This is a genomic window from Pseudoxanthomonas sp. Soil82 (genome assembly GCF_040446535.1).
GTDB lineage: Bacteria > Pseudomonadota > Gammaproteobacteria > Xanthomonadales > Xanthomonadaceae > Pseudoxanthomonas > Pseudoxanthomonas kaohsiungensis.
This window is the reverse complement of the sequence record NZ_JBEAAK010000003.1, coordinates 211,423-235,793: the sequence shown is the minus strand read 5'-3', so window position 1 is coordinate 235,793 and position 24,371 is coordinate 211,423. Positions and strand designations below refer to the sequence as shown.

Annotated in this window: 24 protein-coding genes; 15 read left to right on the top strand and 9 right to left on the bottom strand. The window is 71.0% G+C overall.

From position 1 onward, the window contains the following. Positions 1-389: 389 nt before the first annotated feature. Positions 390-1,796, bottom strand: a complete 1,407-nt coding sequence (locus ABKA19_RS10080; protein ID WP_353688785.1) for a DUF1214 domain-containing protein — start codon at positions 1,794-1,796, stop codon at positions 390-392. 424 nt (positions 1,797-2,220) lie between these two features. On the opposite strand from ABKA19_RS10080, the gene ABKA19_RS10075 reads away from it, so the two are divergent. Beyond that, positions 2,221-3,534 carry an aminotransferase class V-fold PLP-dependent enzyme gene (locus tag ABKA19_RS10075; protein ID WP_353688784.1) on the top strand — a complete coding sequence of 438 codons (1,314 nt, stop codon included), beginning with the start codon at positions 2,221-2,223 and terminating at the stop codon, positions 3,532-3,534. Between the two features lie 95 nt (positions 3,535-3,629). Here the strand turns inward: ABKA19_RS10075 and ABKA19_RS10070 are convergent, their stop codons facing one another. Beyond that, positions 3,630-4,322, bottom strand: a complete 693-nt coding sequence (locus ABKA19_RS10070) for an NAD-dependent epimerase/dehydratase family protein (protein ID WP_353688783.1) — start codon at positions 4,320-4,322, stop codon at positions 3,630-3,632. A gap of 147 nt (positions 4,323-4,469) precedes the next feature. Here ABKA19_RS10070 and ABKA19_RS10065 point away from each other — a divergent pair, with 147 nt between their 5' ends. From ABKA19_RS10065 to ABKA19_RS10035, 7 genes are all read left to right on the top strand, one after another. Continuing rightward, complete coding sequence (locus ABKA19_RS10065; protein WP_353689003.1) at positions 4,470-5,198, top strand: PIN domain-containing protein; 729 nt, start codon at positions 4,470-4,472, stop codon at positions 5,196-5,198. Positions 5,199-5,288: 90 nt separating this feature from the next. Beyond that, a complete protein-coding gene (locus ABKA19_RS10060) occupies positions 5,289-6,629 on the top strand; it encodes a hypothetical protein (protein ID WP_353688782.1) in 1,341 nt (446 codons plus the stop codon). Between the two features lie 86 nt (positions 6,630-6,715). Then, positions 6,716-8,239, top strand: a complete 1,524-nt coding sequence (locus ABKA19_RS10055; protein WP_353688781.1) for a M20/M25/M40 family metallo-hydrolase — start codon at positions 6,716-6,718, stop codon at positions 8,237-8,239. A 151-nt stretch (positions 8,240-8,390) separates the two neighbouring features. Further along, positions 8,391-8,615 (top strand): hypothetical protein, encoded by a 225-nt coding sequence (locus ABKA19_RS10050; RefSeq protein ID WP_353688780.1) that lies wholly within the window; start codon positions 8,391-8,393, stop codon positions 8,613-8,615. A 214-nt stretch (positions 8,616-8,829) separates the two neighbouring features. Continuing rightward, positions 8,830-9,675, top strand: coding sequence for a DUF5694 domain-containing protein (locus ABKA19_RS10045; protein WP_353688779.1), 846 nt, complete (start codon positions 8,830-8,832; stop codon positions 9,673-9,675). 260 nt (positions 9,676-9,935) lie between these two features. Then, positions 9,936-11,387 carry a metallophosphoesterase gene (locus ABKA19_RS10040; RefSeq protein ID WP_353688778.1) on the top strand — a complete coding sequence of 484 codons (1,452 nt, stop codon included), beginning with the start codon at positions 9,936-9,938 and terminating at the stop codon, positions 11,385-11,387. 104 nt (positions 11,388-11,491) lie between these two features. After that, a complete protein-coding gene (locus ABKA19_RS10035) occupies positions 11,492-12,436 on the top strand; it encodes a DUF4344 domain-containing metallopeptidase (RefSeq protein WP_353688777.1) in 945 nt (314 codons plus the stop codon). A 367-nt stretch (positions 12,437-12,803) separates the two neighbouring features. Here ABKA19_RS10035 and ABKA19_RS10030 read toward each other — a convergent pair whose 3' ends face one another. Both ABKA19_RS10030 and ABKA19_RS10025 read right to left on the bottom strand, forming a co-directional pair. Continuing rightward, positions 12,804-13,283, bottom strand: a complete 480-nt coding sequence (locus tag ABKA19_RS10030; RefSeq protein WP_162375291.1) for a VOC family protein — start codon at positions 13,281-13,283, stop codon at positions 12,804-12,806. Between the two features lie 268 nt (positions 13,284-13,551). After that, the gene (locus tag ABKA19_RS10025) at positions 13,552-14,001 is read right to left on the bottom strand and encodes a VOC family protein (RefSeq protein ID WP_353688776.1); all 450 of its coding nucleotides are present in this window, start codon (positions 13,999-14,001) and stop codon (positions 13,552-13,554) included. 293 nt (positions 14,002-14,294) lie between these two features. On the opposite strand from ABKA19_RS10025, the gene ABKA19_RS10020 reads away from it, so the two are divergent. Continuing rightward, positions 14,295-15,143 (top strand): amidohydrolase family protein, encoded by an 849-nt coding sequence (locus ABKA19_RS10020; protein WP_353688775.1) that lies wholly within the window; start codon positions 14,295-14,297, stop codon positions 15,141-15,143. A 138-nt stretch (positions 15,144-15,281) separates the two neighbouring features. Here the strand turns inward: ABKA19_RS10020 and ABKA19_RS10015 are convergent, their stop codons facing one another. Then, positions 15,282-16,631 (bottom strand): hypothetical protein, encoded by a 1,350-nt coding sequence (locus ABKA19_RS10015; protein ID WP_353688774.1) that lies wholly within the window; start codon positions 16,629-16,631, stop codon positions 15,282-15,284. 91 nt (positions 16,632-16,722) lie between these two features. On the opposite strand from ABKA19_RS10015, the gene ABKA19_RS10010 reads away from it, so the two are divergent. Then, positions 16,723-17,082, top strand: coding sequence for a DUF2200 domain-containing protein (locus tag ABKA19_RS10010; RefSeq protein WP_353688773.1), 360 nt, complete (start codon positions 16,723-16,725; stop codon positions 17,080-17,082). Positions 17,083-17,117: 35 nt separating this feature from the next. Here ABKA19_RS10010 and ABKA19_RS10005 read toward each other — a convergent pair whose 3' ends face one another. The 4 genes from ABKA19_RS10005 to ABKA19_RS09990 all read right to left on the bottom strand — a co-directional run bounded on the left by ABKA19_RS10005 (position 17,118) and on the right by ABKA19_RS09990 (position 19,540). Further along, positions 17,118-17,579, bottom strand: coding sequence for a hypothetical protein (locus ABKA19_RS10005; protein WP_353688772.1), 462 nt, complete (start codon positions 17,577-17,579; stop codon positions 17,118-17,120). A 2-nt stretch (positions 17,580-17,581) separates the two neighbouring features. Continuing rightward, positions 17,582-17,803 (bottom strand): helix-turn-helix domain-containing protein, encoded by a 222-nt coding sequence (locus tag ABKA19_RS10000; protein WP_353688771.1) that lies wholly within the window; start codon positions 17,801-17,803, stop codon positions 17,582-17,584. A 1-nt stretch (position 17,804) separates the two neighbouring features. Then, positions 17,805-18,326 (bottom strand): DUF2975 domain-containing protein, encoded by a 522-nt coding sequence (locus tag ABKA19_RS09995; protein WP_353688770.1) that lies wholly within the window; start codon positions 18,324-18,326, stop codon positions 17,805-17,807. 308 nt (positions 18,327-18,634) lie between these two features. After that, entirely contained in the window at positions 18,635-19,540 is a 906-nt protein-coding gene (locus tag ABKA19_RS09990; protein WP_353688769.1) for an SDR family NAD(P)-dependent oxidoreductase, read from the bottom strand. 212 nt (positions 19,541-19,752) lie between these two features. Here ABKA19_RS09990 and ABKA19_RS09985 point away from each other — a divergent pair, with 212 nt between their 5' ends. The 5 genes from ABKA19_RS09985 to ABKA19_RS09965 all read left to right on the top strand — a co-directional run bounded on the left by ABKA19_RS09985 (position 19,753) and on the right by ABKA19_RS09965 (position 24,370). After that, positions 19,753-21,090: a tyrosine/phenylalanine carboxypeptidase domain-containing protein gene (locus tag ABKA19_RS09985; RefSeq protein ID WP_353688768.1), complete on the top strand. Its 1,338-nt coding sequence runs from the start codon at positions 19,753-19,755 to the stop codon at positions 21,088-21,090. Between the two features lie 598 nt (positions 21,091-21,688). Next, positions 21,689-22,663 (top strand): GGDEF domain-containing protein, encoded by a 975-nt coding sequence (locus ABKA19_RS09980; protein ID WP_353688767.1) that lies wholly within the window; start codon positions 21,689-21,691, stop codon positions 22,661-22,663. Between the two features lie 220 nt (positions 22,664-22,883). After that, entirely contained in the window at positions 22,884-23,732 is an 849-nt protein-coding gene (locus ABKA19_RS09975; protein WP_353688766.1) for a hypothetical protein, read from the top strand. 132 nt (positions 23,733-23,864) lie between these two features. Then, positions 23,865-24,080, top strand: a complete 216-nt coding sequence (locus ABKA19_RS09970; protein ID WP_353688765.1) for a hypothetical protein — start codon at positions 23,865-23,867, stop codon at positions 24,078-24,080. Next, entirely contained in the window at positions 24,080-24,370 is a 291-nt protein-coding gene (locus ABKA19_RS09965; RefSeq protein ID WP_353688764.1) for a hypothetical protein, read from the top strand. Before ABKA19_RS09970 ends, ABKA19_RS09965 begins: the two co-directional genes overlap by 1 nt. The last annotated feature ends 1 nt before the right edge of the window (position 24,371 follow it).

Genomic DNA, 24,371 nt, shown 5'->3' with positions numbered 1-24,371 from the left:
ACTCGGCGCGTGGGAAGCGGGACTCGCTGGGTCCCGGGGATTGTCGGCAGTGTCGGGTTTTTCGCGTGCAGGCCGGCGAGAACGGGGCCAGGTTCACTTTCCTGCGCACGCGGCAGGCGGGCGCGAGGCCCGCTCGCCCACGGCAGGAAATCTCCACGCCAGCCGCGCGTCGACGTCAGCGCGTCCACGCTGTATGCGGCCGGTGATGCGGACGTCGACCGGGAGCAGGCCACCGGCGCCGTCTGTAGCCGCAACGGGAGGGGACGGACGCCGTTCCGTCCCCCTCTTCCTGCTGGGCGCGCTCGAACAATTCCGCTCGAGCGCGCGCCACGTCCATCAGCGCAGTGGCCTCCTGGCGCCTGCTTCTGCGGAACCAGGCGAACGCGGCATTACTGCTTCGTGATCGGCGCCGGGAACCACGTGCCGTCCAGCACCGCCTCGTCCGGCCCGTACATGCGGAAGGTCAGGTGGTAGTTCTGGCCCTTGGGCGTGGGCAGCCAGTTGCCGTCCGGGGCGTCCTTGGGCAGTTCCGGCGCCAGGTACAGGGTCAGCGATCCGTCGGGGCCGTAGGTCAGCTTGGACTGGTTGTTGAGCAGGAAGCGGTTCCTGGGGTTGGGGATCACCTGGAACTTCTCGCTGTCCACGGCGATCACCGACCAGAAGTACTTCACGTGGTCGGCCGGCAGGTCGCCCTGCTTGAAGTGCACGGTGTAGGTGTTGCCGCCGTCGAGCGGGGTGCCGGTGGCGTCGGTGTGGGTCTTGAAGTAGACGACCTCGTCGCGGTTGTTGGCCCAGATGCCGCCGAAGTCGACCAGCGTGCGCGACAGGTAGTCGTTGCCGTAGTTGCCGGCCACGTCCGGCCGCGCCCAGCCGTCGCGCAGGGTGCCCATGCCGGCGAAGGCCTTCTGCATGGCCGGCTGCGACTGCTCGCGGATCACCTGGTCCACCCGCGCCCGCTGCGCCGGATCCTGCACCGCCTGGGCGACGGCGCGGACCTTGGCCTGCACCGCCTCCATGCCGGGGTTGATGTCGGGCTCGGACAGGGCCGCTTCCACGGTGGCCGCGTCGAACGCCTCGGCGCCGGGCAGCTTGTCGTTGGGGAAGTCCGGGGTGCGCGGCAGCTCGGCGATCACCGGCGTGCCGCTGGCGCGCACCGTGATCTGCTTCTGCAGGGTCGCGGCCTGCTTCGGGTCGGCGCCCAGCTCCACGCGCGAGAGCACGCGCGCGGTCTTGCCGGGCAGGTCGATGCGCCTGGCGTCGGCCGGTACCTGCACGTTGGCGCCCTTCAGGCATACCCAGAAGTCGCCGCTGGCGTGGTCGGGGTAGTTGCGCTCGTTGATGTTGGCCACGGTCTCGCCCCAGCCGTTGAGGAACTGCACCGTGTAGTAGCGGCCCTGGATGTCGGGCACGCTGAAGATGGTGCAGCTGTTCTCGTCCACCGCGATCCAGGCCTCGCTGTAGGCCACGTCCAGGTTGGGATTGGCCCAGGCCACCCCGCCCACGTCGCGGTGGATGATCTCGTTCCACTTGAAGCCTTCCTGGCCGAAGTCCAGTTGCGCCTGGCGCAGCACCAGCAGGCGGCCGAGCAGGTAGTGGTAGGCCTCGGTGATGTCCTGGTCGGTAAGCGCAGTGGCGGCCGGCGCCGGTGCGGTTGCGGCGGGCGCGCCGGCGGGAGGTGCGGTGGCCGTGTCGCCGGAAGGCTTGCAGCCGGCCAGGGCGGTCACGGCCAGGGCGATGGCCAGCGGGCGGGCGAGCTGGGACAGGATGGGCACCGCGGAAGCGACGGCAAGGCGCATGGCAACAGCTCCGGACGGGGACGGAAGCGATATGGATCGGCCCGCCTTCAACTGGCGTGAAGGCGGCACGCCCGGGCGGGTCGTCCCAAGGGAAACAGGAGGCGCCGGGGGGCGCATGCAAGTCCGGGCGGATGATCTATCCGCAGGGTAAACGACCCGGCGCGCAGGTCTCAGAGCTCGGCGGTTGGACAAATTTATTCAACACAGGGGCTTTTGCCCGGGACCGGGCAAATTTTCAGCGGCACCGGAGTTCGCAGCTCGGCGTGCCGGGCTCTTTTTCTCCATCGACGGAGCGCCGGGCTCGGCTGGGCGGTCCGGTTTTCTCCGCTTCCATAACCGTGGCGCGACCCTGCGCCTGGCCGCCCCGGGCGGCCCAGCGCGTTGACCGAGCATCGCCCCTTAGGGGTCAACTGGGGAGCAGCACATGCCGATCACCCGACGCGGGCTCCTGGCCGCCCCGGCCGCGCTGTCCGCCGCGCTGCTGCCGGGCAGCCTCCTGGCGGCGCTTGAGGCGCACACGCCGCCCATGCCGGACCTGTCCACCTGGGACGGCGTCCGTGCCCAGTTCGCGCTGGATCCGGAATGGATGCACTTCGCCAGCTTCTTCATCGCCAGCCATCCGGCGCCGGTGCAGGCGGCGATCGACGGCTACCGGCGGGCGATCGACGCCAATCCGTTCGCCACCGTCGAGCACGGCATGTTCTCGGACGGGGCAGGCAACCTGCACGTACAGGTGCAGGCCGCGGTCGCCGGGTACCTGGGGGCGCGGCCGCAGGACGTGTGCCTGACCGGCAACACCACCACCGGCCTGGCGCTGGTCTACCAGGGGCTGCCGCTGCAGGCCGGCGACGAGGTGCTGTGCACCACGCACGACCACTACTCGCACCACGAGTCGATCCGGCTGGCGGTCGCGCGCAGCGGCGCCAGCATGCGCATGGTCCCGCTGTTCGAGGAGGCGGCCACCGCTACGACGGACTCGATCATCGACGCGCTGCTCAAGGGCATCGGCCCGCGGACGAAGGTGGTGGGGCTGACCTGGGTGCATTCCAGCAGCGGCATCCGCCTGCCGATCCGCGAGATCGCCGCGGCGCTGCGGACGCGGCCGGGGCCGCCCGTGCTGCTGGTGGTGGATGGCGTGCACGGCCTGGGTTCGACCGACGAGACCGTCGCCACGCTGGGCTGCGACTACTTCTGCGCCGGCACCCACAAGTGGATGTTCGCGCCGCGCGGCACCGGGTTGGTGTGGGCCAATGCGGAGAACTGGGCGCGGCTGCGCCCGCTGATCCCCAGCTTCACCGACCTCGACCAGTACCTGGCCTGGGAACGGCAGGAGCCGCCGGCCACGCCCACCACCGCCGACCGCATGGCCCCCGGCGGCTTCCACGCCTACGAGCACCAGTGGGCGACCGCCGCGGCGTTCCGCATGCATGAACAGATGGGCCGGGCGCGGGTGGCCGCGCGCATCCGCGAGCTCAACGAGCAGTGCAAGGCCGGGCTGGCAGCCAACCGGAAGGTGAAGCTGCACACGCCGATGTCGGCCGACCTGTCGGCCGGGCTGGTGTCTTTCGAGGTCGAAGGCATGGCGCCGGCGGAGGTGGTGAAGCAGCTGCTGGCGCGCCGGATCATCGCCAGCACCAGTCCCTATGCCATCACCTACGCGCGGCTGGCGCCGAGCCTGGTCAACACGGCCGACGAGGTCGAGCGCGCGGTGCGCGCGGTGCGCGAAGTTTCCGGGTAGGCGCGGACGCCGCCACGAGCCGGTGCCCACCAGGCAGCGCTTGCGGGGGCGGTGCCACCGGAGCGGGTTGACGCGGCCGTGCCGGGAGCGGGATGTCAGGCGCCAGCCGGGGGAGGGCGCGCGCCTGCGGCCGCCTCGCCCAGTGCGTTGATCCGTGCGTTCTCCACCACCGGCGGCGGATCGGGCATCGCCGCCAGCGCCAGCAGCGCCTGGCCCACGTGCGCGGTGCTGGTCATTACCCCCGGCATCAGCCGCACGCCCACGCCCATCGCCGGCGCGGCCAGCCGGTAGAACGGCCGCATCCACCCATGCGGGCTGCGTTCGCCATGCGCGGGCTGGATGCCGCCGGGGCGCAGCATCACGGTGGTGATGGGCAGGGCGCGCAGGGCGGCTTCGGTCTCGCCCTTGATCCGCATCGGCATCAGCATGCTGGCCGGGTCGGCATGCGCGCCGGAGATGTAGAGCAGCCGCGCGGTGGGGTTCTGCTGGGCGAAGGCGCGTGCCACGTGCAGGGTCAGGTCCAGGGTCACGTGGCGATAGGTCGCCTCCGGCGTGCCCAGCGGCGGCGCCCCGGCGCAGTAGAAGCACGCATCGAAGGGCGCCAGCCGCGCGTGCACGGCGGACAGGTCGTCGAAGCGTTCCACCACCAGGTCTTCCACCCGCGGGTCGGGATGCGCGAGCGCGCGCCGGCCCAGCACCGCCACGCGGGTCACCGAGGCATCGGCCAGGGCCTCGTGCAGCACGCCCTGGCCGAGCAGTCCGGTGGCGCCGGTCATCAGGATGCGCATGGAGCCTCCGTCGCGGGGCGATGCGGGGAGTCTAGCGAAAACGGGTGCAGGTCCCGTGCAGGCTCCGGAACGTGGGGCACCCCGGACAGGTGCAGGCAGGCGAACGGGATGACATAGTTCGGCCGGGGCAGAGGGGAGGCGGCGGGTCTGGACGTATTCCTGATCGATTTCGAGAATGTGCAGCCGGCGGGCGTCGGCCGGCTCGTGCCGGGCAGCTGCAGGATCAAGCTGTTCCTGGGCCAGAACCAGGCCAAGGTGCCGGTGGCGCTGATGCAGGCGTTGCAGCCTTTCGGCAGCGATGTGGAGTACGTGCAGATCGTAGGCAGCGGCCCCAACGCGGTGGACTTCCACGTCGCGTTCTACATCGGGCGCCTGGCGAGCGAGGATCCGGCGGCGAACTACGTGATCGTCTCGCGCGATACCGGATTCGATCCGCTGGTGCGGCACCTGGGGTCGCTGAAGATCAAGTGCAGGCGCGTCGGTGCGTTGCCGGGGGATGTGGCGGGGTCACAGGGCAAGCCAGCCGCAGCTGCCGCCAAGCCCGCGGCCAAAGCAGGTGTATCGGCCAAGCCTGTGGCGCAACCGGCCGCCAAGGCGAAGAAGGCGGTGGCCATCACCGTGCTGCCGGTGAACGGGACGCCGCCGGCCAACGGAGCTGGTTCGGACGCGGTGGCGAAGCTCACCGAGCTGGCAGTCGCGCGCCTCAAATCGCAGAAAGCGGGCAGGCCCGCCACGGTCAAGACACTGCAATCCTCGTTGAAGTCCTGGGCACCTGACGCATTCGACGCCGCGATGCTGGCTCGCGTGATGGACCAGCTGCGCAAGCTCAACGTCGTGATGGTGAACGGTACCAAGGTGTCGTACCGGTTGGAGTAGGACCATTTACAACGGGTGCCGCCTGCAGCAATGCGGGCGCTGGATGGTGAGTCGGGCGGCGGTAATGAATCATTGGCCACGGGGGACGTAATGGGGTTCTGGTTGAGGGCGTGGAACGGCATTCGCAGCCTGGTGCAGGTCAACGCCTTTGCGACACGGGTACTTCGGGCGCGCCGCTGGTGGGCGATCGCGTTCACCGTGTTCTTCTTCGCGCTGGGTGTCTTCCTCGCGGCCAGTGACTATTCCACCGGTGCCTGGCTGGCCTTCGCCGTCGGCGTCATCGGCCTGCTGCGCGAGGCCTGGCCGGCGATGGCGGACCTGTTCGGCACGCCCACCGCGCTGATCGAGCAGGACGACGCGTTCGTCGACGAGCTCGTCGCCCAGGTCAGGCCGTCCGTGGAGGAGGAGCGCGACGGGTTTGCGGTCGCACGCGTGCCGCATCACCCGCGCGAGGTCGTGCTGCGTTCGGACCGGCTGGACCGGTGGCTGCGTACGACCTCGATCACGGCGGTGGAGGACGGGCAGAAGCGGCAGGACATGGAGGCACGGCTGCGCAGCCATGCGGCGATGCTCGAAGCGATGCTGCGTTGCCGCGCGCGCGAGTCCTATCGTTCCGATCCGTCGCGGGTGTTCTTCAACGGCGCCAAGTTCGGCCTGTCGGACGGCATGGCGATCGACAGGACGTCGGTGCGCTGCCACCAGGTCGAGTACTTCCATGCGGTGGTCACCAACGAGGCGGTCAGCCGGCGGCTGGTATCGGACGACGGCATCGCCCAGCAGGAATTCTCCGGCGCGGCCCAGTTTCCGGTGTCGCGCCAGCCGGCTCCGGACAGCGAGCGGTGGCGGCTGTGGCCATTGGCGGTGTCCGGAATGGCCGACCATGTCGGCATCAGCACGCTGGTGGTGACCCGCGACCGCAAGCTGGTGCTCTGGAACCAGAGCGGGAAGGCGCTGCATTCGCGCAACCTGCTGGCGCCTACCGGATCGGGCTCGTGCGACTGGAGCGATGTCGTCGCGCAGGGCGGTGCGGTGGACCTCAAGGCCACGCTGGTGCGGGCGATGGAACGCGAGTTCGTCGAGGAATCCTTCGGCGGAAAGGCCTCGCAGGTCGGTTGCGATACACAGGTGCTGGGCTACTTCCGCTGGATCCGGCGTGGTGGCAAGCCCGAGTTCGTCGGGGCGACCCGGGCGGACGTGGATTCGTTCCGCCTGCAGCCGAATCCGGCCGAGGTGAACCTGCGCCACCGCGAGACCCTGGTGCATGACGTGCCGGACCTGGCCGCGTTGCGTGCGTGCCTGGACCATCTTTGCGAACGGCCGGGCGTCTCGGTGCCGCTCTGGGTCAACCTGGTGGTGCTGGCACGGGCGATCGATGAAGACGCGCAGCGATGGTCGCAGTTCCTGGGCCTGCCGGTGCGGGCGCCCGCTTGAAGAACGCCGCGCCGGGTGCCCGCGGCAAGCGCACAATGGCCCCCGGGTCTCAGCCTGCATCGTCCATCACCCATCGGGAGTCCCGCATGTCCCCGTCCATCGCCCTTCGACGCAATGCGGTTGCCGGACTGGTCCTGGTACTGCTGGCCCTGCCAGGCCTGTCCCTCGCCGAAGAGCCCGTCCCGGCCACCGAACCCGACCTGGCCGCCATCGAGCGCACCGTCGCCGCCCAGCACGACGCCTCGCTGCAGCGGCTGAAGGACTGGATCGCGCTGCCGTCGATCGCCGCGGAAGACCTCAACGTGCGCGAGGGCGCCGAGTACATGGCCAGGCTGGCGCGCGAGGCCGGCTTCCAGCAGGTCGAGATCATCGACACCGACGGCAAGCCGGGCGTGTTCGCCACGCTCGATGCCGGCGCGGAGAAGACCGTCGGCCTGTACTTCATGTACGACGTGAAGCAGTACGACCCGGCCGAATGGTCCTCGCCGCCGCTGGAATCGCGGCTGGTCGACAGGCCCGGCCTGGGCAAGGTGCTGATGGGGCGCGGGGCGGTGAACCAGAAGGGACCGCAGGCCGCGTTCCTGGGCGCGCTGCATGCGATCCGCGACTCCGGCCAGGCGTTGCCGGTGAACCTGGTGCTGGTGGCCGAGGGCGAGGAGGAGATCGGTTCGCCGCACATCGGCCAGCTGGTGTACCGGCCGGAGGTGGAAGCGGCGCTGCGCGATACGGTCGGGGTGTTCATGCCGTACGCCTCGCAGGATGCCGATGGCAACGTGACGATTGCTTTGGGCGCCAAGGGCGTGATCGAGCTGGAGCTGGTCGCCAGCGGCGAGACGTGGGGGCGCGGCCCGAAGAAGGACGTGCATTCCTCGTACAAGGCGATGGTCGACAGCCCGGCCTGGCGCCTGGTGAAGGCGCTGGACACGCTGGTCTCCGACGACGGCAACACCATCACCATCGACGGCTATCCGCAGGCGCCGCCGATCAGCGCCGAGCATCGGGTGATGGTCGCCGCCGCCACCCAGGTCCGCGACGAGGACAAGGCCAAGCAGCAGCTGGGCGTGGAGCACTGGATCGACGACCTGTCCTGGCGGAAGGCCAACGAGCGCCTGGTCTCCCAGCCGACGGTCAACATCGAAGGCCTGGTCGCCGGCTACACCGGCCCCGGCGGCAAGACTGTGCTGCCCGGCCGCGCCGTGGCCAAGATGGACTTGCGCCTGGTCCCGGGCATGAAGAAGGACGACGCCATCGCCGCGCTCAAGGCGCACCTGGAAAAGCGCGGCTACGGCGACATCGAGGTCAACGTCAGCGGCGGCTACGACGGCACCCAGACCGACGCCGGTGCGCCGCTGATCCAGGCCCAGCGCGCCGTGCTCGAACGTCGCGGCATCCAACCGCTGCTGTGGCCGCGCAACGCCGGCTCGTACCCGGGCTTCGTCTTCACCGATCCGCCGTTGAACCTGGCCGCCGGCCATTTCGGCCTGGGCCATGGCGGCGGCGCGCACGCGCCGGACGAGTACTTCCTGATCGAATCGGCCAACCCCGCGGTGGCCGGGTACGACGGCGCGGTGATGTCGTACGTGGAGTACCTGTACGAGCTGGGGAAGTAGGGCAAGACCGGGGTCATGGTGCGGTTGCGGCACAGCGTGGATCGCGCGTGATCGGCCTGGGTTCCCGGGCGGTTCGAAGGCCGAAGGGCGCGACGCCATCCGCGAGGGCTTCGCCCGTTTCCTGGGCGGGTTCACGGTCAAGGAGGTGCGGATGAGCGAGACCGGGCAGGAAGCGATCGACGATGCCTGCGTGGCCTGGGGCACCTATGCGATCCGCGCGGTCGACAAGGCCAGCGGTGCCGAGTCCACCCAGACCGGCCGCTTCACCGACGTGCAGAAGAAGATCGGCGGATGCTGGCTGTACGTGGTCGACCATCCTTCGGACGATCCGCCGGCCAAGCCGGCCACGGCCGCGGCGACCGCGTCCACGCCCTGAGCGGCGCCGTGACGGGTCAGGGGAATGGGGGCGGACGCGATGCGCCGCCCCTTTTTCATGGGCGAAGGAAACGGGCGGTTGGGCAACCCGAGGGGAATAGGCGTTCGCCGCCAGTCGTCACTTCCGGCACATGAAGCCGGGGCGCGAGCTCGCAAACATGGGCCATCCGCAGTAGCTCGCCGTGCGCGGCGAGTCCGCGAACCGGGAGCGTTCCATGTCCACGCGCCGCCTGTCGTACGCCGTCCTGCTGCTGGGCATAGCCGCCTTCGCCACGCCCGCCGCCGCGCGCGAACCGGCGCCCGTGCCGGCGCCGGCGCCAGCGAAGGCGCCAGCGAAAGTGATCCTGCTGGGCGTGTTCCACTTCGCCAATCCCGGCCTGGACATGGTCAAGTCCGAGGTCATCGACGTCACCACGCCGGCCAACCAGGCCTACCTGGCGGGGTTGGCGCAGCGACTGGCCGCGTTCGGCCCGACCGACGTGCTGGTGGAATGCGATCCCGCCGCGCAGGCGCGGCACGATGCGGACTTCGCATCCTGGCGCGATGGCGATGCCGCGTTGACCGTCAACGAAGTGCAGCAGGTCGGCTTCCGCGTGGCCGGTGAAGCCGGCCTGTCCACGGTAACCTGCTTCGACGAGGGCGGCGTGCAGTGGAACGCCGCGCCGATGTTCGAGTACATGGCCGCACACGCGCCCGAGCGCAAGGCGGCGATCGAGGCGTTGTTCGCCTCGCTGTCGGCGCGCCACACCCGCGAGCAGGCCACCTTGCCGCTGCCCGAGCTGCTGCGGCTGGCCAACGACCCGGCGCGCGACCGCGAGAACAAGGCGCTCTACATCGGCACCAACGACCTCGATGCCGGCGGCGGTTTCGCCGGCGCCGACGCGGCGGCCAGCTGGTGGCAGCGCAACTTCCGCATGTATGCCAACGTGCAACAGGCCGCCGCGCCCGGGCGCCGCGTGCTGGTGGTCGCCGGGCAGGGGCACACGGCCATCTTCCGTGACCTGCTCGCCCTCGATGGCGAGCGCCAGGCAGAGGACGTCATGCCGTACCTGGTGCCCTGAAGGCGATCGGGTCCAGCGCCTGCGGCACGTGCCGGCTGCCCGTTGGCGCGGAGCAGCGCCGCCGTCGCAGCCGGTCCTTCGCGACCGCATCCGGGCCATGCATTCGCCTGTGGCACACTCCCGACCCGGAGGGGGTGCTTCATCCCACGCGCATCGGTCGCCGCTGCGTAGTTGAACGAGGTCGAAGCAGCCCATCCACGCCCGTGCGCCAAGCGAGGCGCCAGCGCGTGCTGGATCGGGGAATCCAACAGGGGGACAACATGTTCAAGCAAGGCACGAGGGCCGGCCTGGCCCTGGCGGTAGCGTTGGCGGGCGCGTCCTGCGCGGTGCGCGAGGAGGCGGCATTGCCGTCGGCGGCGGCCGGCGAGAGCCTGCGCATCGGGCTGATCGCCGATACCCAGATCACCACGCCGGAAGCGACCAGCGGCTATCTGTTCCGGACCATGCGCGCCGACGCGCTGCAGAACGTGGCCGTGCGCACCACCGCGCAGGAAGCGCTGGCGGTGGAGCACATGCAATACATGCTGGACGACCTCGTGGCGCGCAAGCCCGACCTGGTCGTGTACCTGGGCGATGGCGCCAACAGCGGCTGCCTGGACGAGGTCGATGCGTTCTTCGGCGCGCTGCAGGCGGTGCGCGAGCGCAGCGCGGTGCCGGTGTTCTTCGCCGTCGGCAACCACGACTACCTGGCCACCGGCAACCAGGCCAGTGCCGACCAGCGGGCGCTGGCCTGCGGCGGCAAGCCGCATGTCGACAAGGCGACGCTGGTCGCGCGCACGGCCGCGTTCAACCGGCAGTCGTGGGAGCAGTACGCGTCGAAAGCCGGCGTGCTGGGCGCGTACCGCGACAGCCTGCCGGCGGTGACCGCGGTCGAGGGCCGCGGTTGCGCCGCGCCGGAGGCGGCCCAGCACGCGGACGGTTGCTTCTATTCGGCGGTGCTGGAATTCGCCAAGGGCGGGCGCCGTGGCGCGGTGATCCTGGTGGATACCTCGGACTACCGCGACCTGGGCTTCAACCCGGCATTGCCCGGTGGACCGACCTGGACCGAGTTCCGCGGCCTGCGCGGCGGCGTGTCGTACAAGCCCGGCGGCCAGAATTCCTGGATCCTGGCGGCGCTGGGCACGCCTTCGACTGGCGACCGCTTCTTCGCCTCGCATTACCCCACCAAGGACCTGAAGTGGGGCAACCTGCCTTCCGGCCGCTTGGGCGACCTGATGTCACCGGCGGGGCTCAACGTGTGGCTGTCGGCGCACACCCACGAGGAGGATCCGCACGCGCCGCCGCGCCGTGGCCTCTACTACAGCGGCTGGGCCGGCACCGGCGAGCAGTCGCCGCGGTTCGACGAGGTCAATGTGGGCTCCACCACCGACTACCACGCGCACGGCGCCATCGTCGAGGTGCTCGATGGCCAGGCGCGCAAGTTCGCGGTTGCCGCGACCGGTGAGCCCGAGCGCAAGGCCTGCAAGACCTGGCTGGACGGGCTTCGGCTCGATGACAGCTACGCGCTTCCCATGGCGGGCGATGCCAGCGTGCCGGCGCGCCTGGGCCTGACCGTGGCCTATCGCAAGCCCGGCTACGACGACAGGAAGGCGCGGGCCAACCTCGATCGCCTGCTGGCTACCGCCGATGGCCCTGTGCAGCGTGAGCAGTGGGTCCGCTGCCTGATGGACACCGCCGCCAAGGCCGAGAGCCGGGCGCGCTTTTGGGACTAGCCGGCATGCGCGTGCTGTCGAGGTGGGTGCGCGGTGCGGCTGTGGATCGCGGCTTGCGGTTTGGCCTACGCTGGCCGGCCAAAAGCCACGAGCCCGGTGGGCTGATGTCCTGCAGGAGCTGCATTCCCGCGCTGGTGATCGTGCTGGCCGCCGCAACCGCCGGCGTCGGCTGTGCGACGGTTCCGCCGGCCGGACGCGATGCGCACGAGGAGGTGCGTTCGGGCGAGGGGGCCACCACTTCGCGCGCGGCCGTGCCGGCACCGGCGCGCCGCGGGCCCGCCTTCGAGTACGCCTATCGTCCACCGTCCGCGCCAGACCTGCAGCCGATCTACCAACGCGTGGTGGAGGCGGACTTGTGGCGGCAACTGCCGGAACTGCAGGAGCTCGACGGCCTGTTCGCGTTGCCGCGCCGGCTGCGTTTCGTCACCGCCGAATGCGGCGAGCCCGGTGCGTTCTATCGCCCGGACCAGGGCGAGGTGGTGCTGTGCTACGAAAGCCTGCGCACGCTCTACGCGCAGGGCCAGGCGCACCGGCAGGCGCTGGGGTTGGCCGAGAACCATCCCTTGCGCTACCTGCGCGCCAACGTGCGCTTCATGGTCCTGCACGAGGCCGGGCACGCGCTGGTGGACCTGTTCGACCTGCCGGTCACCGGCCGCCAGGAGGATGCGGTGGACCAGCTCGCCGCGATCCTGATGCTGCGCTTCGGCGGGCGCGACGAGAGCCCGGGCGAGGTGATCGAGGACCTGCGCCTGGTCGCCAACTGGATGCTTTCGCGCAGCACCGGTGCGTACGACATCGACGCCTTCGCCGACGAGCACGCGCTGGGCGAACAGCGCTTCTTCAACCTGCAATGCCTGGTCTACGGCACCGACCCGGACGCCTTCGCCGGCATGGTCGACGCCGGCGATCTCACCGCCGCGCGCGCCGCCGGCTGCCCGCGTGAAAGCCGCCAGACCAGCCGCGCCTGGGTGCGGCTGCTGCTGCCGTACCTGGCGCCGGGCGCGCAGGCGTACCGGGAAGAAGCGGCGGCGTTCCTGCGGCAACGGTAGGCGCCCGATCGCCGCAACGGCGGACCGGTACGACGTAGAGCCGGGCTTGCCCGGCTGGCGTAGCGGCGAGGAAAGCAGCGGGGCAAGCCCCGCTCTACGGGAGAAGGGCAGCGGGGCAAGCCCCGCTCTACGGGGTGGATCGATGCGTGGTAGAGCCGGGCTTGCCCGGCTGGCGGGGCGACGAGGGAAGCAGCGGGGCAAGCCCCGCTCTACGGGAGAAGGGCAGCGGGGCAAGCCCCGCTCTACGAGGTGGCGAGAAGAGCAGCGGGGCAAGCCCCGCTCTACGAGGTGGCGAGAAGAGCAGCGGGGCAAGCCCCGCTCTACGAGGTGGCGAGAAGAGCAGCGGGGCAAGCCCCGCTCTACGGGGTCAGCCGCGGCGTGCCGCCTCGATCGCGGCCACGTCGATCTTGCGCATGGTCATCATCGCTTCGAAGGCGCGTTTGGCCGCGGCGCGGTCGGGGTCGCGGAAGGCCTCGGTCAGCACGCGCGGGGTGATCTGCCAGGACACGCCCCACTTGTCCTTGCACCAGCCGCATTCGCTTTCCTTGCCGCCGTTGCCGACGATGGCGTTCCAGTAGCGGTCGGTCTCGTCCTGGTCGTCGGTGGCGACCTGGAAGGAGAACGCCTCGGTCTGCGGGAACACCGGGCCGCCGTTGAGGCCCAGGCAGGGGATGCCGAGGACGGTGAACTGCACGGTGAGGACCTTGCCGGCCTGGCCGCCGGGGAAGTCGCCGGGGGCGTGGTGGACCTCGCCGACCGCGCTGTCGGGGAAGGTGGCGGCATAGAACTTCGCCGCGTCGAGGGCGTCGTCGTTGAACCACAGGCAGATCGTGTTCTTGGGGATCATCAGGAACTCCTGGTCATGTCGGGCAGGCGCTGGACGCCGCCCCCTTCGCTGAAAAAAACGGTCGGGCCACCGTCGGGTCGGCATCACCGGCTGGACGCGGAAGCACGCCACCGGGCCAGCGTCGATGCCATGTGGCAGGCCGGGCTGCGATGCCTGCGTGGACCCGGCGGCCTTTCCGGAACCTCGATCCTCCGCCCGGCCGGACGGCCGGCAGCGGCTGCGCCGGCCTGGCCGGTCCTGGCGGTCGACTGCGAACCCGCTCTGGCGATCAGGCGCCCTGCGTCGGCTTCCAGTCCGGACCCGCGTTGGTGTTGACCATCCACGGGATCCCGAAACGGTCGACCAGCGAGCCGAAGCCGGGGGACCAGAACGTTTCGGCGAAGGGCATCACTTCCTTCCCGCCCGCGGCCAGCGCGTCGAACCAGCGGCGGGCCTGGGCGATGTCGTCGGTGTGCAGGGTGACGTCGAAGCCGTTCTTGGGCTTGTCGATGTTCGGCGCCCATTCCGGGGCCATGTCGGCGCCCATCAGCGACTGGTCGCCCACGTCCAGCCAGCAGTGCATCAGCCAGTCCTTCTGCTTGGGGTCGCTGACTTCCATGCCCGGCGGGCCGTCGCCGTAGGGGAAGGCGGCGGTGATGCGGCCGTCCAGCACCTTGGCGTAGAACTCGAACGCTTCACGGCATTGGCCCTGGAAGCTGAGGCTGGTCACGATCTTCATGCGGTCTCCTTGGCGGTGTCGGGGGGAAAGCTGGATCACGGGGTACGCCTGCACGCGTTAGCCGGCCGCGAACGACCGGTGTCCGGCGCATGGCACGGCGGGCGCCAGTGCGTGCGCTTCCTGCGTGTCACAGGGCTACGACGGTCGGGCCGGTCGGGAATCGACATCACGGCGATGAACGCGTCGCGGCAGGGAAACGGACTGCGCGGGCGGGCTCGGCTGGATCGCACTGCACGTCCGGCATGTCGTCGTGGTCTAGACTCCGGGGCCGATCCCGATCCCGGTGCCCACGCATGATCCGTTCCGCTGCCGCCCTGCTGCTGTGCCTGCTCGCCCAACACGCCGCCGCTCAGGTGCCGGTGTTCGATACCCACGTGCACCTGCGCGAAGGCCAGGCCTCGCTCGCCGACTACGAGGCCGACGTGGCCAAGTCCGGCGTGGAACTGGCCGGGCTGGCGGCGATGTGGTTCGGCGGCCCCTACCAGGCGCGCGCCGGCGACATCGCCGCGATCCGCGCCGGCAACGACGGCGTCATCGCACTGGCGCGCGTGCATCCGCAGGTGGTGCCGGTGGCCACCGTGCATCCGTACGACGGCCCGGCCGCGCTGGAGGAACTGGCGCGGGTGGCGAAGGCGGGGGTGCGCGTGCTCAAGCTGCATCCGCATACCCAGCGTTTCGAGCTGGCCGATCCGCGCGTGCTGCCGCTGGTGCAGCGCGCCGGCGAACTGGGCGTGGTGGTGCTGATGGACAACGCCGGGATCGTGGCCGGGGACAGCCAGGCGCTGTTCAACCTGGCGCTGGCCGCGCCGCGCACGCAGTTCATCTTCGCGCACATGGGCGGGATGGAATTCCGCTTCTGGAACATCCTGGCGCTGGTGCGCACCGCCGAGAACCTGTTCGCCGACAACGTCTACTTCGACATCTCCGGCACCGTGCTGCTGGCGGCCGGCTCGCCGCTGCAGGACGAGTTCGTGTGGACCCTGCGCAATGTCGGCATCGATCGCGTGCTGGTCGGCTCGGATTATCCGCAGATCGGCCTGGGTCGCACGGTGCAGGCGCTGGACAAGCTGGACCTGACCGCAGAGGAGAAGGCGAAGATCCTGTCGGGCAACGCGCGGCGGCTGTTCGGGCGCCAGCCGTGATGCGGCGGCGCTGAGCCGCGTCGTCCCGTCCGCTCCGGCCGGGCCGCTCCTGCGCGGTGGGCGCGACCGCCCCAGGCGCGGTGCAATGCGCGATGGAGGTGTACGCCTCGCCGCGGCTGGGCTGACGCCCTGCCGCGATCACTTCGTTGTCGGTGCGGTGCGCTGCGCCTTGCCGGCCTCCACGGTGAGGTCGCCCTCCCTTTCGCCCGGAACCAGCGACCAACCCGGCTCGAGCGCCAGCGTCCAGCCATCGCCGCGGCGGCCGTCGCCGCCGCGCGGCAGGGCCACCGTCGCGTGCTTGCGGTCGGCGTGGACCAGGGCGGCACCGCCGTCGACCACCAGCTCGCCCCAGACGTCGGCCAGGCGCAACGTCGGGTAGACGGTGCCGACGCCGTCCAGCGCGGCCAGGGTCTGCGGGTTGAACTGGAAGCGCGAGCGCGCCAGCGGCAGCACCAGCACCGGGCCCTCGACCAGCTGCGCGCGCCAGGCGGCCAGGCGCGCCTGCCGCTCGCGCTCGCGGGCTTGCTCGGCCTGGCGCACGCGGTCTTCCGGATCGTAGCGGCGTGCGCGTGCGTCCAGGTCCGTCGGCACGGTCGCGTCGATGCCGACCGCACCGGCGAGCAGCCGGCCCAGGTCGGCGTCGGCGCCGAGCTTGCCGCGCCATTGCGGGTCGGCCTGGTCCAGCAGCAGGCCATAGGCCGGGCCGCTGGCGTAGCCGAAGGAACGCACGAAGCTGGGCGCGTCGACGAACCGGGCCAGGGCATAGATGGCATAGGCGCGCCGCTGTTCGGGCGAGGCCAGGCCCAGGCGCACGCCGGTGTACTCGGCCAGGCCTTCGTTGATCTCCAGCGCCGCTTCCTCGGCGGCGGCACCGGGGAAGCGGGCGCGACGCGCCTGGCGGAAGGCGAAGGCGTCGGCGAGGCGCTCGCCGCGTGCAGCCGGCTCGTCCTCCATGAGCGCATGGGCCAGCGCCCGCCATTCCATCTGCAGCAGGTAGCGGCCGTCGAAGCTGTCCAGGTGGCGGTTGCCGGCTTCGTCGCGGGCCAGGCCCAGCGCCGGCTGCTCGCGGTGGAACATCTCGTGCAGCAGCATCACCCGCAGCAGCGCCGGTTCCGTCGGCAGCGGCCACAGCAACTGCGTCCAGCGGATGCCGGACCAGTCCATGGCGGTGTTGGCCAGCATGGCGTCGGCGGGCAGGGTGCCCACGTACGCGCCGTCGCGGGCGACCAGCGCGCCCTTGGCGTCGGCCCGGTTGGCGACCACGGCGCGGTCGGCCGGATCGACGATCATCAGCGGCCCGCACAGCGATACGCCCCACAGCGTTCCGCCGTCGCGTTCGCACAGCGCCTGCGCCTGCGCGATCACCTCGCGGGCCGCTGCCGGATCCGGTGCGGCGGTTGCCGGTCCGGCCAGGGCCAGCGCGGCGAGCGTCCCAAGCACCCGGGCGGCGCGCGACGGGTGCCGACAGCCGATCATGCCTACGCTCATTCCAACCTCCCGTTCGATGCAGCGGGACGATAGCATCGGCCGCGTGCACAGCCATCGGCTTGCCGTCGCGCACCAGCCTCCAGGAGTCCGCATGTCCGGCCACCGCATCTTCCAGACGGCCTTCGCCAAGGTCTATCCGATGTACGTGCAGAAGGCCGAACGCAAGGGCCGCACCCGCGCCGAAGTCGACCAGGTGATCCGCTGGCTCACCGGCTACTCGCAGGCCGCGCTGGAACGGCAGGTTGCCCGGGAGGTGGATTTCACCACCTTCTTCGCCGAGGCGCCGACGATGAACCCGCGACGCGGGTTCGTCACCGGCGTGGTCTGCGGGGTGCGCGTGGAGGAGGTGGAGGATCCGCTGATGCGGCAGATCCGGATCCTCGACAAGCTCGTCGACGAACTCGCCAGGGGCAAGGCGCTGGAGAAGGTGCTGCGCCAGGCGGATGCCTAGCCGCCCGCGCGCGGATCGCCCCCGTCATTCAAGCGTCAGCCCGCGCCGGCCAGCCCCGCGCGGCGGCGCGGCAGTCCGACGTACTTGCGCACGACATACCCCCACGGCACCACCAGTGCCAGCGGAAGCAGCGGTGCGAACGCCGGCACCATCGGTGCGGCAGCCGAACCGGCCAGGGTGCCGGCCCTCCACAGCGGCCAGGCGACGAACGCCAGCCACAGGATCTTGTAGCCGAGCACGAACAGCATCAGCGGCAGCCAGCGCAGCGGGCGGAACAGGCCGAACACGGCCAGCGCGGGGTAGGTGGCCCACACGCAGAACGCCACCGCGTGCAGCGGATCCCACGGCCCCTGGTGGCGCAGCAGCACGCCCCAGGCTTCGGGCACGACGAACACCAGCATCAGCAGGTAGAACAGGCGCAGGCCCCAGACCTGGAACGGGCGGACCCCTTCGTGGTGGACGTGGTCGCGGGCGAAGAAGCGCTTCAGGGCGTGCATGGTCAATTCTCCGACGGTTGCGATGGATCGAAGACGAGCAGGTCGCCGGGCTGGCAATCCAGCGCCGCGCAGATCGCTTCGAGGGTGGAGAAGCGGATCGCGCGCGCCTTGCCGGTCTTGAGGATCGACAGGTTGGCCAGGGTGATGTCCACGCGCGCGGCCAGTTCGGTCAGGGTCATGTGGCGCGCGTGCAGCAGTTCGTCGAGGCGCACGGTAATGGCCATGTCACACCGTGCCTGCGAGGTCGTCGCGCAGGCGCGTGCCTTCGGCGAACACGCGGGCGAGCACGAACAGCAGCAGCACCGCCAGCCACGGCGCCAGCGAGAAGCCCGTGTCCAGGTCCAGCCCCTGCGCCGGGCTGCTGGCCGCCCAGGCGGTCGCACCGATCGCCAGGCGCAGCACCTCGCCGGCCAGCACCCACCAGGCGATCGCCTGCAGGCGCCGCGCGTTGCCGGCCACGAACGGGTCGCCGGCGCGCACGGTGTCGACCATCGCCAGCAGGTGGCGCAGGACCCGGTCCACGACGAAGGCGGCCACCAGCCCGGCCACCATGACTGTGCGCATGCCCAGGACCAGCGCTGCACGGTGTTCGCCGTGGCGCACGCCGAGCGCGTCGAAGACGACATCCGGTGCGACCAGGCCGGCCACGAACAACAGGCCGATGGCGGTGGCGTAGAGCAGGTTGAGGACCACCAGCCCACGCAGCAGCGGGCGGGACAGGGCCAGGGCGTTGGCGGGGGCGGACATGCTCGTCTCCGGTCGTGACATCGTTAAACGATATTAAACATATCGAATAACAATAATCAACGGCCATCCGGCCCGGGCGGCGCAGGGGGTTGCCGGCATGGCGTCATGGGGTTCCTGCGCCAGTCCTCCACGACGGCCCGCAAACGCCGCTACTTGCCGGCGGGACGCGCGGCCCGGCGACCAGGCATCGATCTGAGGGCGTGGCCGGGCAGCTGCGCGGCCTCGAAGTGCCGTGATTCGCCCCGGCAGCGACGCGCGGCCTGGGAACGGACAGGCACCCCCGCCTGGGGCGGCTTGGCCGCGGCGTTTCAGCGCGCCGCCGGCACACCCGTCAGTCCGGCGCTCAATGCCGCCAGCCGCGCGCGCGCCTTCGGGTCGGCCGCCTGTGGATCGCGCGGCGTGGCCGGTTGGCCGTCTTCGTAATACGCACCGGGCTGCAGGGACGGCGCGGTGACCAGGCCCATCACGTGGTCGCGGCCCTCGGCCACGGTGGTGCGCGGCGGGATGCCGATGCCCTTGACCATGGTGGTGTCCATCAGCGTGGCCGGATGCAGCGAGATCATGGTGACGCCGCGCTCGGCGAAGGCCGGCGCCAGCTCCATCGTCATCATCACCTGGGCCAGCTTGCTCTGGCCGTAGCCGCGATGATGGGCATCCGGCTTTTCGAGCATGACGTCGTCGAAGTCGATCGCCGCGGCGCTGCCGGAGGCGATGTTGACCACGCGCGAGGGCGCGGCCGCCTCCAGGTTGGGCAGCAGCCGGTTGGCCAGGATCCAGCCGGCCAGGTAGTTCACCACGAACTGCAGTTCGTAGCCGTCGGCGTTGGCGCTGCGCGCGGGTGCGTTGTTGAAGGCGATGCCGGCGTTGTTCACCAGCAGGTCCAGGCGTGGGTAGTCCTGGGCGATGGTGTCGGCGAACTCGCGGGTGGCCTGCAGCGAGGAGAAGTCGGCGGCGATGAAGCGCGCCGAGCCCTTGCCGGCGCGGGTGATCTCGTCGACCACGGCCTGGCCGCGGGCGGCGTTGCGGCCGTGGACGATGACATGCGCACCGTCGGCGGACAGGGCCAGCGCCAGCTCGCGGCCCAGCCCATCGGTGGAGCCGGTGACCAGCACGTTCTTGCCGGCGTAGGACAGCGGTGCGTCGGCGGCGCGGATGGCCTGCGGCGACAGGGCCAGCAGCAGGGAAAGGACGACGGCAGCCAGCAGGATGCGCATGACGGGATTCCGGTCGGGCTCGCCGGCAGCATAGGCCAGAGGGCGCCTGCGCGGCGGTGGCATGGGGCCAAGAGGCCATTGAGCGGAGGCCGGCGCTGGGCGAGGCTGGACGCCGTGCCGGACGCCGGTCCGCTCCGCGCGGTAGCCGGCGTTCGCAACCGTGTGGTCCGGCGCGGGTCCGTCGCCGGTTTCCGTGGCGAGGAGAGCGTCGCATGCATGCCGTCGAGCCAGGCATCACCGATCCGACCGGGGACGACCCGGCATTGGCCCCGCTGCTGGAACACGACGCGCGCATCGCCCGGCTGGGCGCACGGGTCCGGATCCTGTCCGGCCTGGCCTGGCCGGTCGAGCACGAGCTGCGTTTCCTCGAGCGTTGGCGCGCCGGACGGGTCGAGATGCCGGCGCCGCCCACCGCCCCGGTGGACCATGCCGCCACGATCGAAGCACTGGACGCGATCATGTGCGAACTCGACCGCGGCCATCCGGTCGGCGACTGGCTCTATCGCACCGCATGGAGCTACCGCGTCGCCGCTCTGATGCTTTCCGCCGTCGGCACGCCGCGGTTCACCGAGTGTTCGACCCTGCTTTACGGGCATCCGTCCACGCACTACCGCTCGCAGGACACGACCACGCTGGAGTCGGCGGCGAAGATGCTGGAGATCACCGACCAGCTGATCGACGCGCGCTTCATCCCCGAGGTGCCCTACGACATCCCGGCACCGCTGTTCGCCGCGCGCTTGCGCGAACGGATCGGGCCGTTCTTCAGCGACGACCCGGTCGAGGTCGTGCTGGATCCGCAACTGGCCTCCAAGGCCGCCGCCGGCAGCAAGGTCATCCGCCTCCGCGCCGACGCGCTGTTCTCCGCGCTCGACCTGGACCAGCTGGTCGAGCACGAGGCCTACATCCACTCGCTGACCATGCTCAACGGCAAGCGCCAGCCGTGGCTGCGCTGCCTGGGCGCCGGCGCGCCGCGCACCACCCGCACCCAGGAGGGGCTGGCCACCTTCGCCGAGATCATCACCGGGGCGATGGACATCAACCGCCTGCGCCGGCTCGCCCTGCGCGTGCTGCGGCTGGAGGAGGCGCTGGCCGGGGCGGACTTCATCGAGGTGTTCCGCGCGTTCCTGGCGGCCGGGCAGTCGGACGTGGAGAGCTACCGCAGCGCGGTGCGGATCTTCCGCGGTGGCGACGTGCGCGGACGGGTGTGCTTCACCAAGGACGGCGCCTACCTGGAAGGCCTGCTGCTGGTGACCGCGTTCATCAAGCGCGCACTGCACGAGAACCGCGCCGACACGCTGCGCCTGCTGTTCTGCGGGCGGGTGGCGCTGGGCGACCTGGTGGCGCTGTCGGCCAGCCGCGACAGCGGCCTGGTCGCGCCCGCGCACTACGTGCCGCCATGGGCGCGCTACCCGGAGCGGGTGCTGGCAACGCTGGCGTTCTCCACCGCGGCCCAGTCGCTACGCCTGGACGCGTTCACCCTCGACCGTTTCGCCGAGCACGAGGAGGAGACGATGGACGAGGCGGAATGGGCGGCGCCGGCTCTTCTGTAGGCGCCGGTTCATCGGCGACCCGAGGGCGCTGGACGACGGGTAGGGCGCATCGGGCGGAAAAGGTGCGTCGGGTCGCCCATGAGGATGGGCTCCTACAGGGGGCGCGGCCGGCGGGCCAGCGAGCGCCCACATCGCTTTTCTGTAGGAGCCGATTCATCGGCGACCCGAGGGCGTTGGAGGACGGGTAGGGCGCATCGGGCGGGAAGGTGCGTCGGGTCGCCCATGAGGATGGGGTCCTACAGGGGGCGCGGCCTCGCGGGCCAGCGAGCGGTCACATCGCTTTTCTGTAGGAGCCGATTCATCGGCGACCCGAGGGCGTTGGAGGGGGAGGGCGCATCCGGGCGGAAAGGGTGCGTCGGGTCGCCCATGAGGATGGGCTCCTACAGGGGGCGCGGCCGGCGGGCCAGCGAGCGGTCACATCGCTTTTCTGTAGGAGCCGATTCATCGGCGACCCGAGGGCGTTGGAGGGGGAGGCGAATCGGGCGGGAAGGTGCGTCGGGTCGCCCATGAGGATGGGTTCCTACAGGGGGCGTGGCGGCATGCGAGCGGCAGGTCGCCGCGCGGTGAAGGGCGGGGCGTTGCCCGTTACCATGGCGGCATGAGTACCCGACCCGAGGCGGTCCCGGCCCGTACCGGCCAGCCGCAGCCCTTGCCCGAATCGGCCGACGTCTACCGGACCCTGCTGGAATCCACCCGCGCCATCCCCTGGAAGATCGACTGGGCGAGCATGCGCTTCGCCTACATCGGCCCGCAGATCGAGACCCTGCTGGGCTGGTCGCAGGACAGCTGGCAGACCGTGGACGACTGGGTGGCGCGCATGCACCCGGAGGATCGGGATGCGGTCGTGGGGTTCTGCGTGTCGCAGTCGCAGGCCGGCGTGGACCACGAGGCCGATTACCGCGCCCTGACCCGCGACGGTGGCTACGTCTGGATCCGCGACGTGGTCCACGTCGTCCGCGACGCCAGCGGCGCGGTCGACAGCCTGGTCGGCTTCATGTTCGACATCAGCGAGCGCAAGCAGGCCGAGGAAGAGCGGATGCGCCTGCACCGCGAGCTGGAGCAGCTGTCGCTGACCGACGGCCTGACCGGCATCGCCAACCGGCGCATGTTCGACCAGCGCCTGGAGACGGAGTGGAGCGAGTCCCGCCGCAGCGGCAGCCCGCTGTCGCTGGTGGTGCTCGACCTGGACCACTTCAAGCAGTTCAACGACGCCCACGGCCATGTCGCTGGCGACGACTGCCTGCGCCGGGTGGCGGCGCTGCTGCGCGGCGTAGCCCAGCGCCCGCGCGATGTCGTGGCGCGCTTCGGCGGCGAGGAGTTCATCCTGCTGCTGCCGGACACCGACGCGGCCGCCGCGCTGGCCCTGGCCCGGCAGTGCATGGAGCGGTTGGCCGCGCTGGGGATTCCGCATGGCGCCCCGGAAGCCGGGCCGGTGGTGACCGCCAGCCTCGGCGTGGGCACGGCGACGGCCGCCAGCGCGGGCGAGGCCAGCGACTTCGTCGCCGCGGTCGATGCGCGCCTGTACGCGGCCAAGCACGGCGGCCGCAACCGGATCGAGGTGCTGGCCGACTGAGGCCGGACGGGCGTGCGACGGGGTACGCCGGTACCTCCCCCGGCGGCGCCCGCGCGGCGACCGCCGCGCCGCGGCACCGGTCGCGGCGACAAAGCGCATCGCGGCAACGCCCCGAGCTGCATCCGTGGTCGACACCGGGCGGCGGGATGACGCACTCTTCACCGGCAGCATTGCGTGGTTCCCGCATGAGGGCCGCCACCCCCCACCATCCACTGGCGGCATGAGCGACACATCGACGGACCTGGAACGCCAGGTCGCCCCCCAGGCCGCGCCGGAGGCCGAACCCCGGATCGAACGCTGGTCGCGGTGGATCGCCGCGTGCCTGAGCGTGTTGCTGCACGTGGCCTTCCTGCTGGTGCTGATGTTCGCCGCGCCGCCGCCGGTGGTGACCTCGCCGCAGGGCGCATCCAGCGGCGGCCGGGTGCGGGTGAACTTCATCGGCGAACCGGCGCAGGCGCCGCCGAGTCCGTCACCCACGCCGGCGCCCACGCCCCCGCAACCGGAGCGGGCGCGCGACCGCCTGGTCGAGAGCAAGCCGGTCCCGCATGCCGAATACGTGCTGCCGCCGCCCGCGCCCGAACCTATGCCCGCCCCGGAGCCGCCGGCCAGGACCCCGGCGCAGGCGTCCGGCTCGCCGGCCTATGCGCAGCGCAATCCGCGCTGGACCGGGCGCCCGCCGGGCCTGCTCGAGGAGGACCTCGGCCCGCGCGACGCGGGCACCACCGGCGGCGCGGCCGAGGACCCGGGCACCCAGCGCGACATGTCCGGCGGCGAGCCGAGCATGGACATCGGCGGTTTCCAGATCATTTACGACCTGCTCGCCGAGGAACGTTTGCGCACCTGGCAGGCGGCCGGCATGAAGGAGATCTCGTTCCCGCTGCCGGGCCTGCGCCAGCGCATGGTCTGTCCGGTGGAGATCGCGCTGCGCCGCGGCTCGGGCAAGTGCCGGCTGCTGGAGCCCACCGATCCGCAGATGCAGGAGATCGGCGACGCGCGCCAGGTGGTGGTGGTGATGTACGTCTACCGGCGCGGCGAACTGGTGTGGCGGGGGCCGGGGCCGTACCGCTGATCACGCTGCGATCGTGCCGATGCACGTGCGGTGCAGCCTGCGGGACAGGCGGCGACGACGCCTCCATCACGCGCGGCGCACCAACGTGTGCGCATGCATCCCCACGTTGACCTCGAGAACGAGCTCAGGCGATTGCAGGACCTGCTGCCGATGCTCGTTGCCCGCCTGCCCGCGGAGGAGGTGCTGGCGGCCTTCGCCGCCGAGGCGGATTCGCTCGCCGGCCTGTCTTCGCTGGTGGAGATCGCGCTGGTGCGCGAACGCATCGCTCGCATGCTGGCGCGCGCGGGCCTGCTGCCGGAGGGGGCAGGGCCCGATCAACCGGCACCGACGCGGCACGGAGCGGCGTGATGGAAGACCTGGTCGGCTGGCTGGCTTCGGCGATCCTGCTGGCCACGCTGGTGCGCCAGATCGCCAAGCAGGCCCGCGACCCGCACAGCGAGGCCGTGTCGACCTGGCTGTTCATCGGCCAGGCGACCGCCTCCGCGTTGTTCGTGCTGTACTCGGTGCTGGTCGGCAACTGGGTCTTCATCGTCACCAACAGCTGCCTGCTGGTCACTGCGCTGGCCGGACAGGTCCTGTCCTGGCGCCGGCGGCGGCGTGCAGACGATGCGGCTGCCGGTTCACGCGTGGACCCCTGAT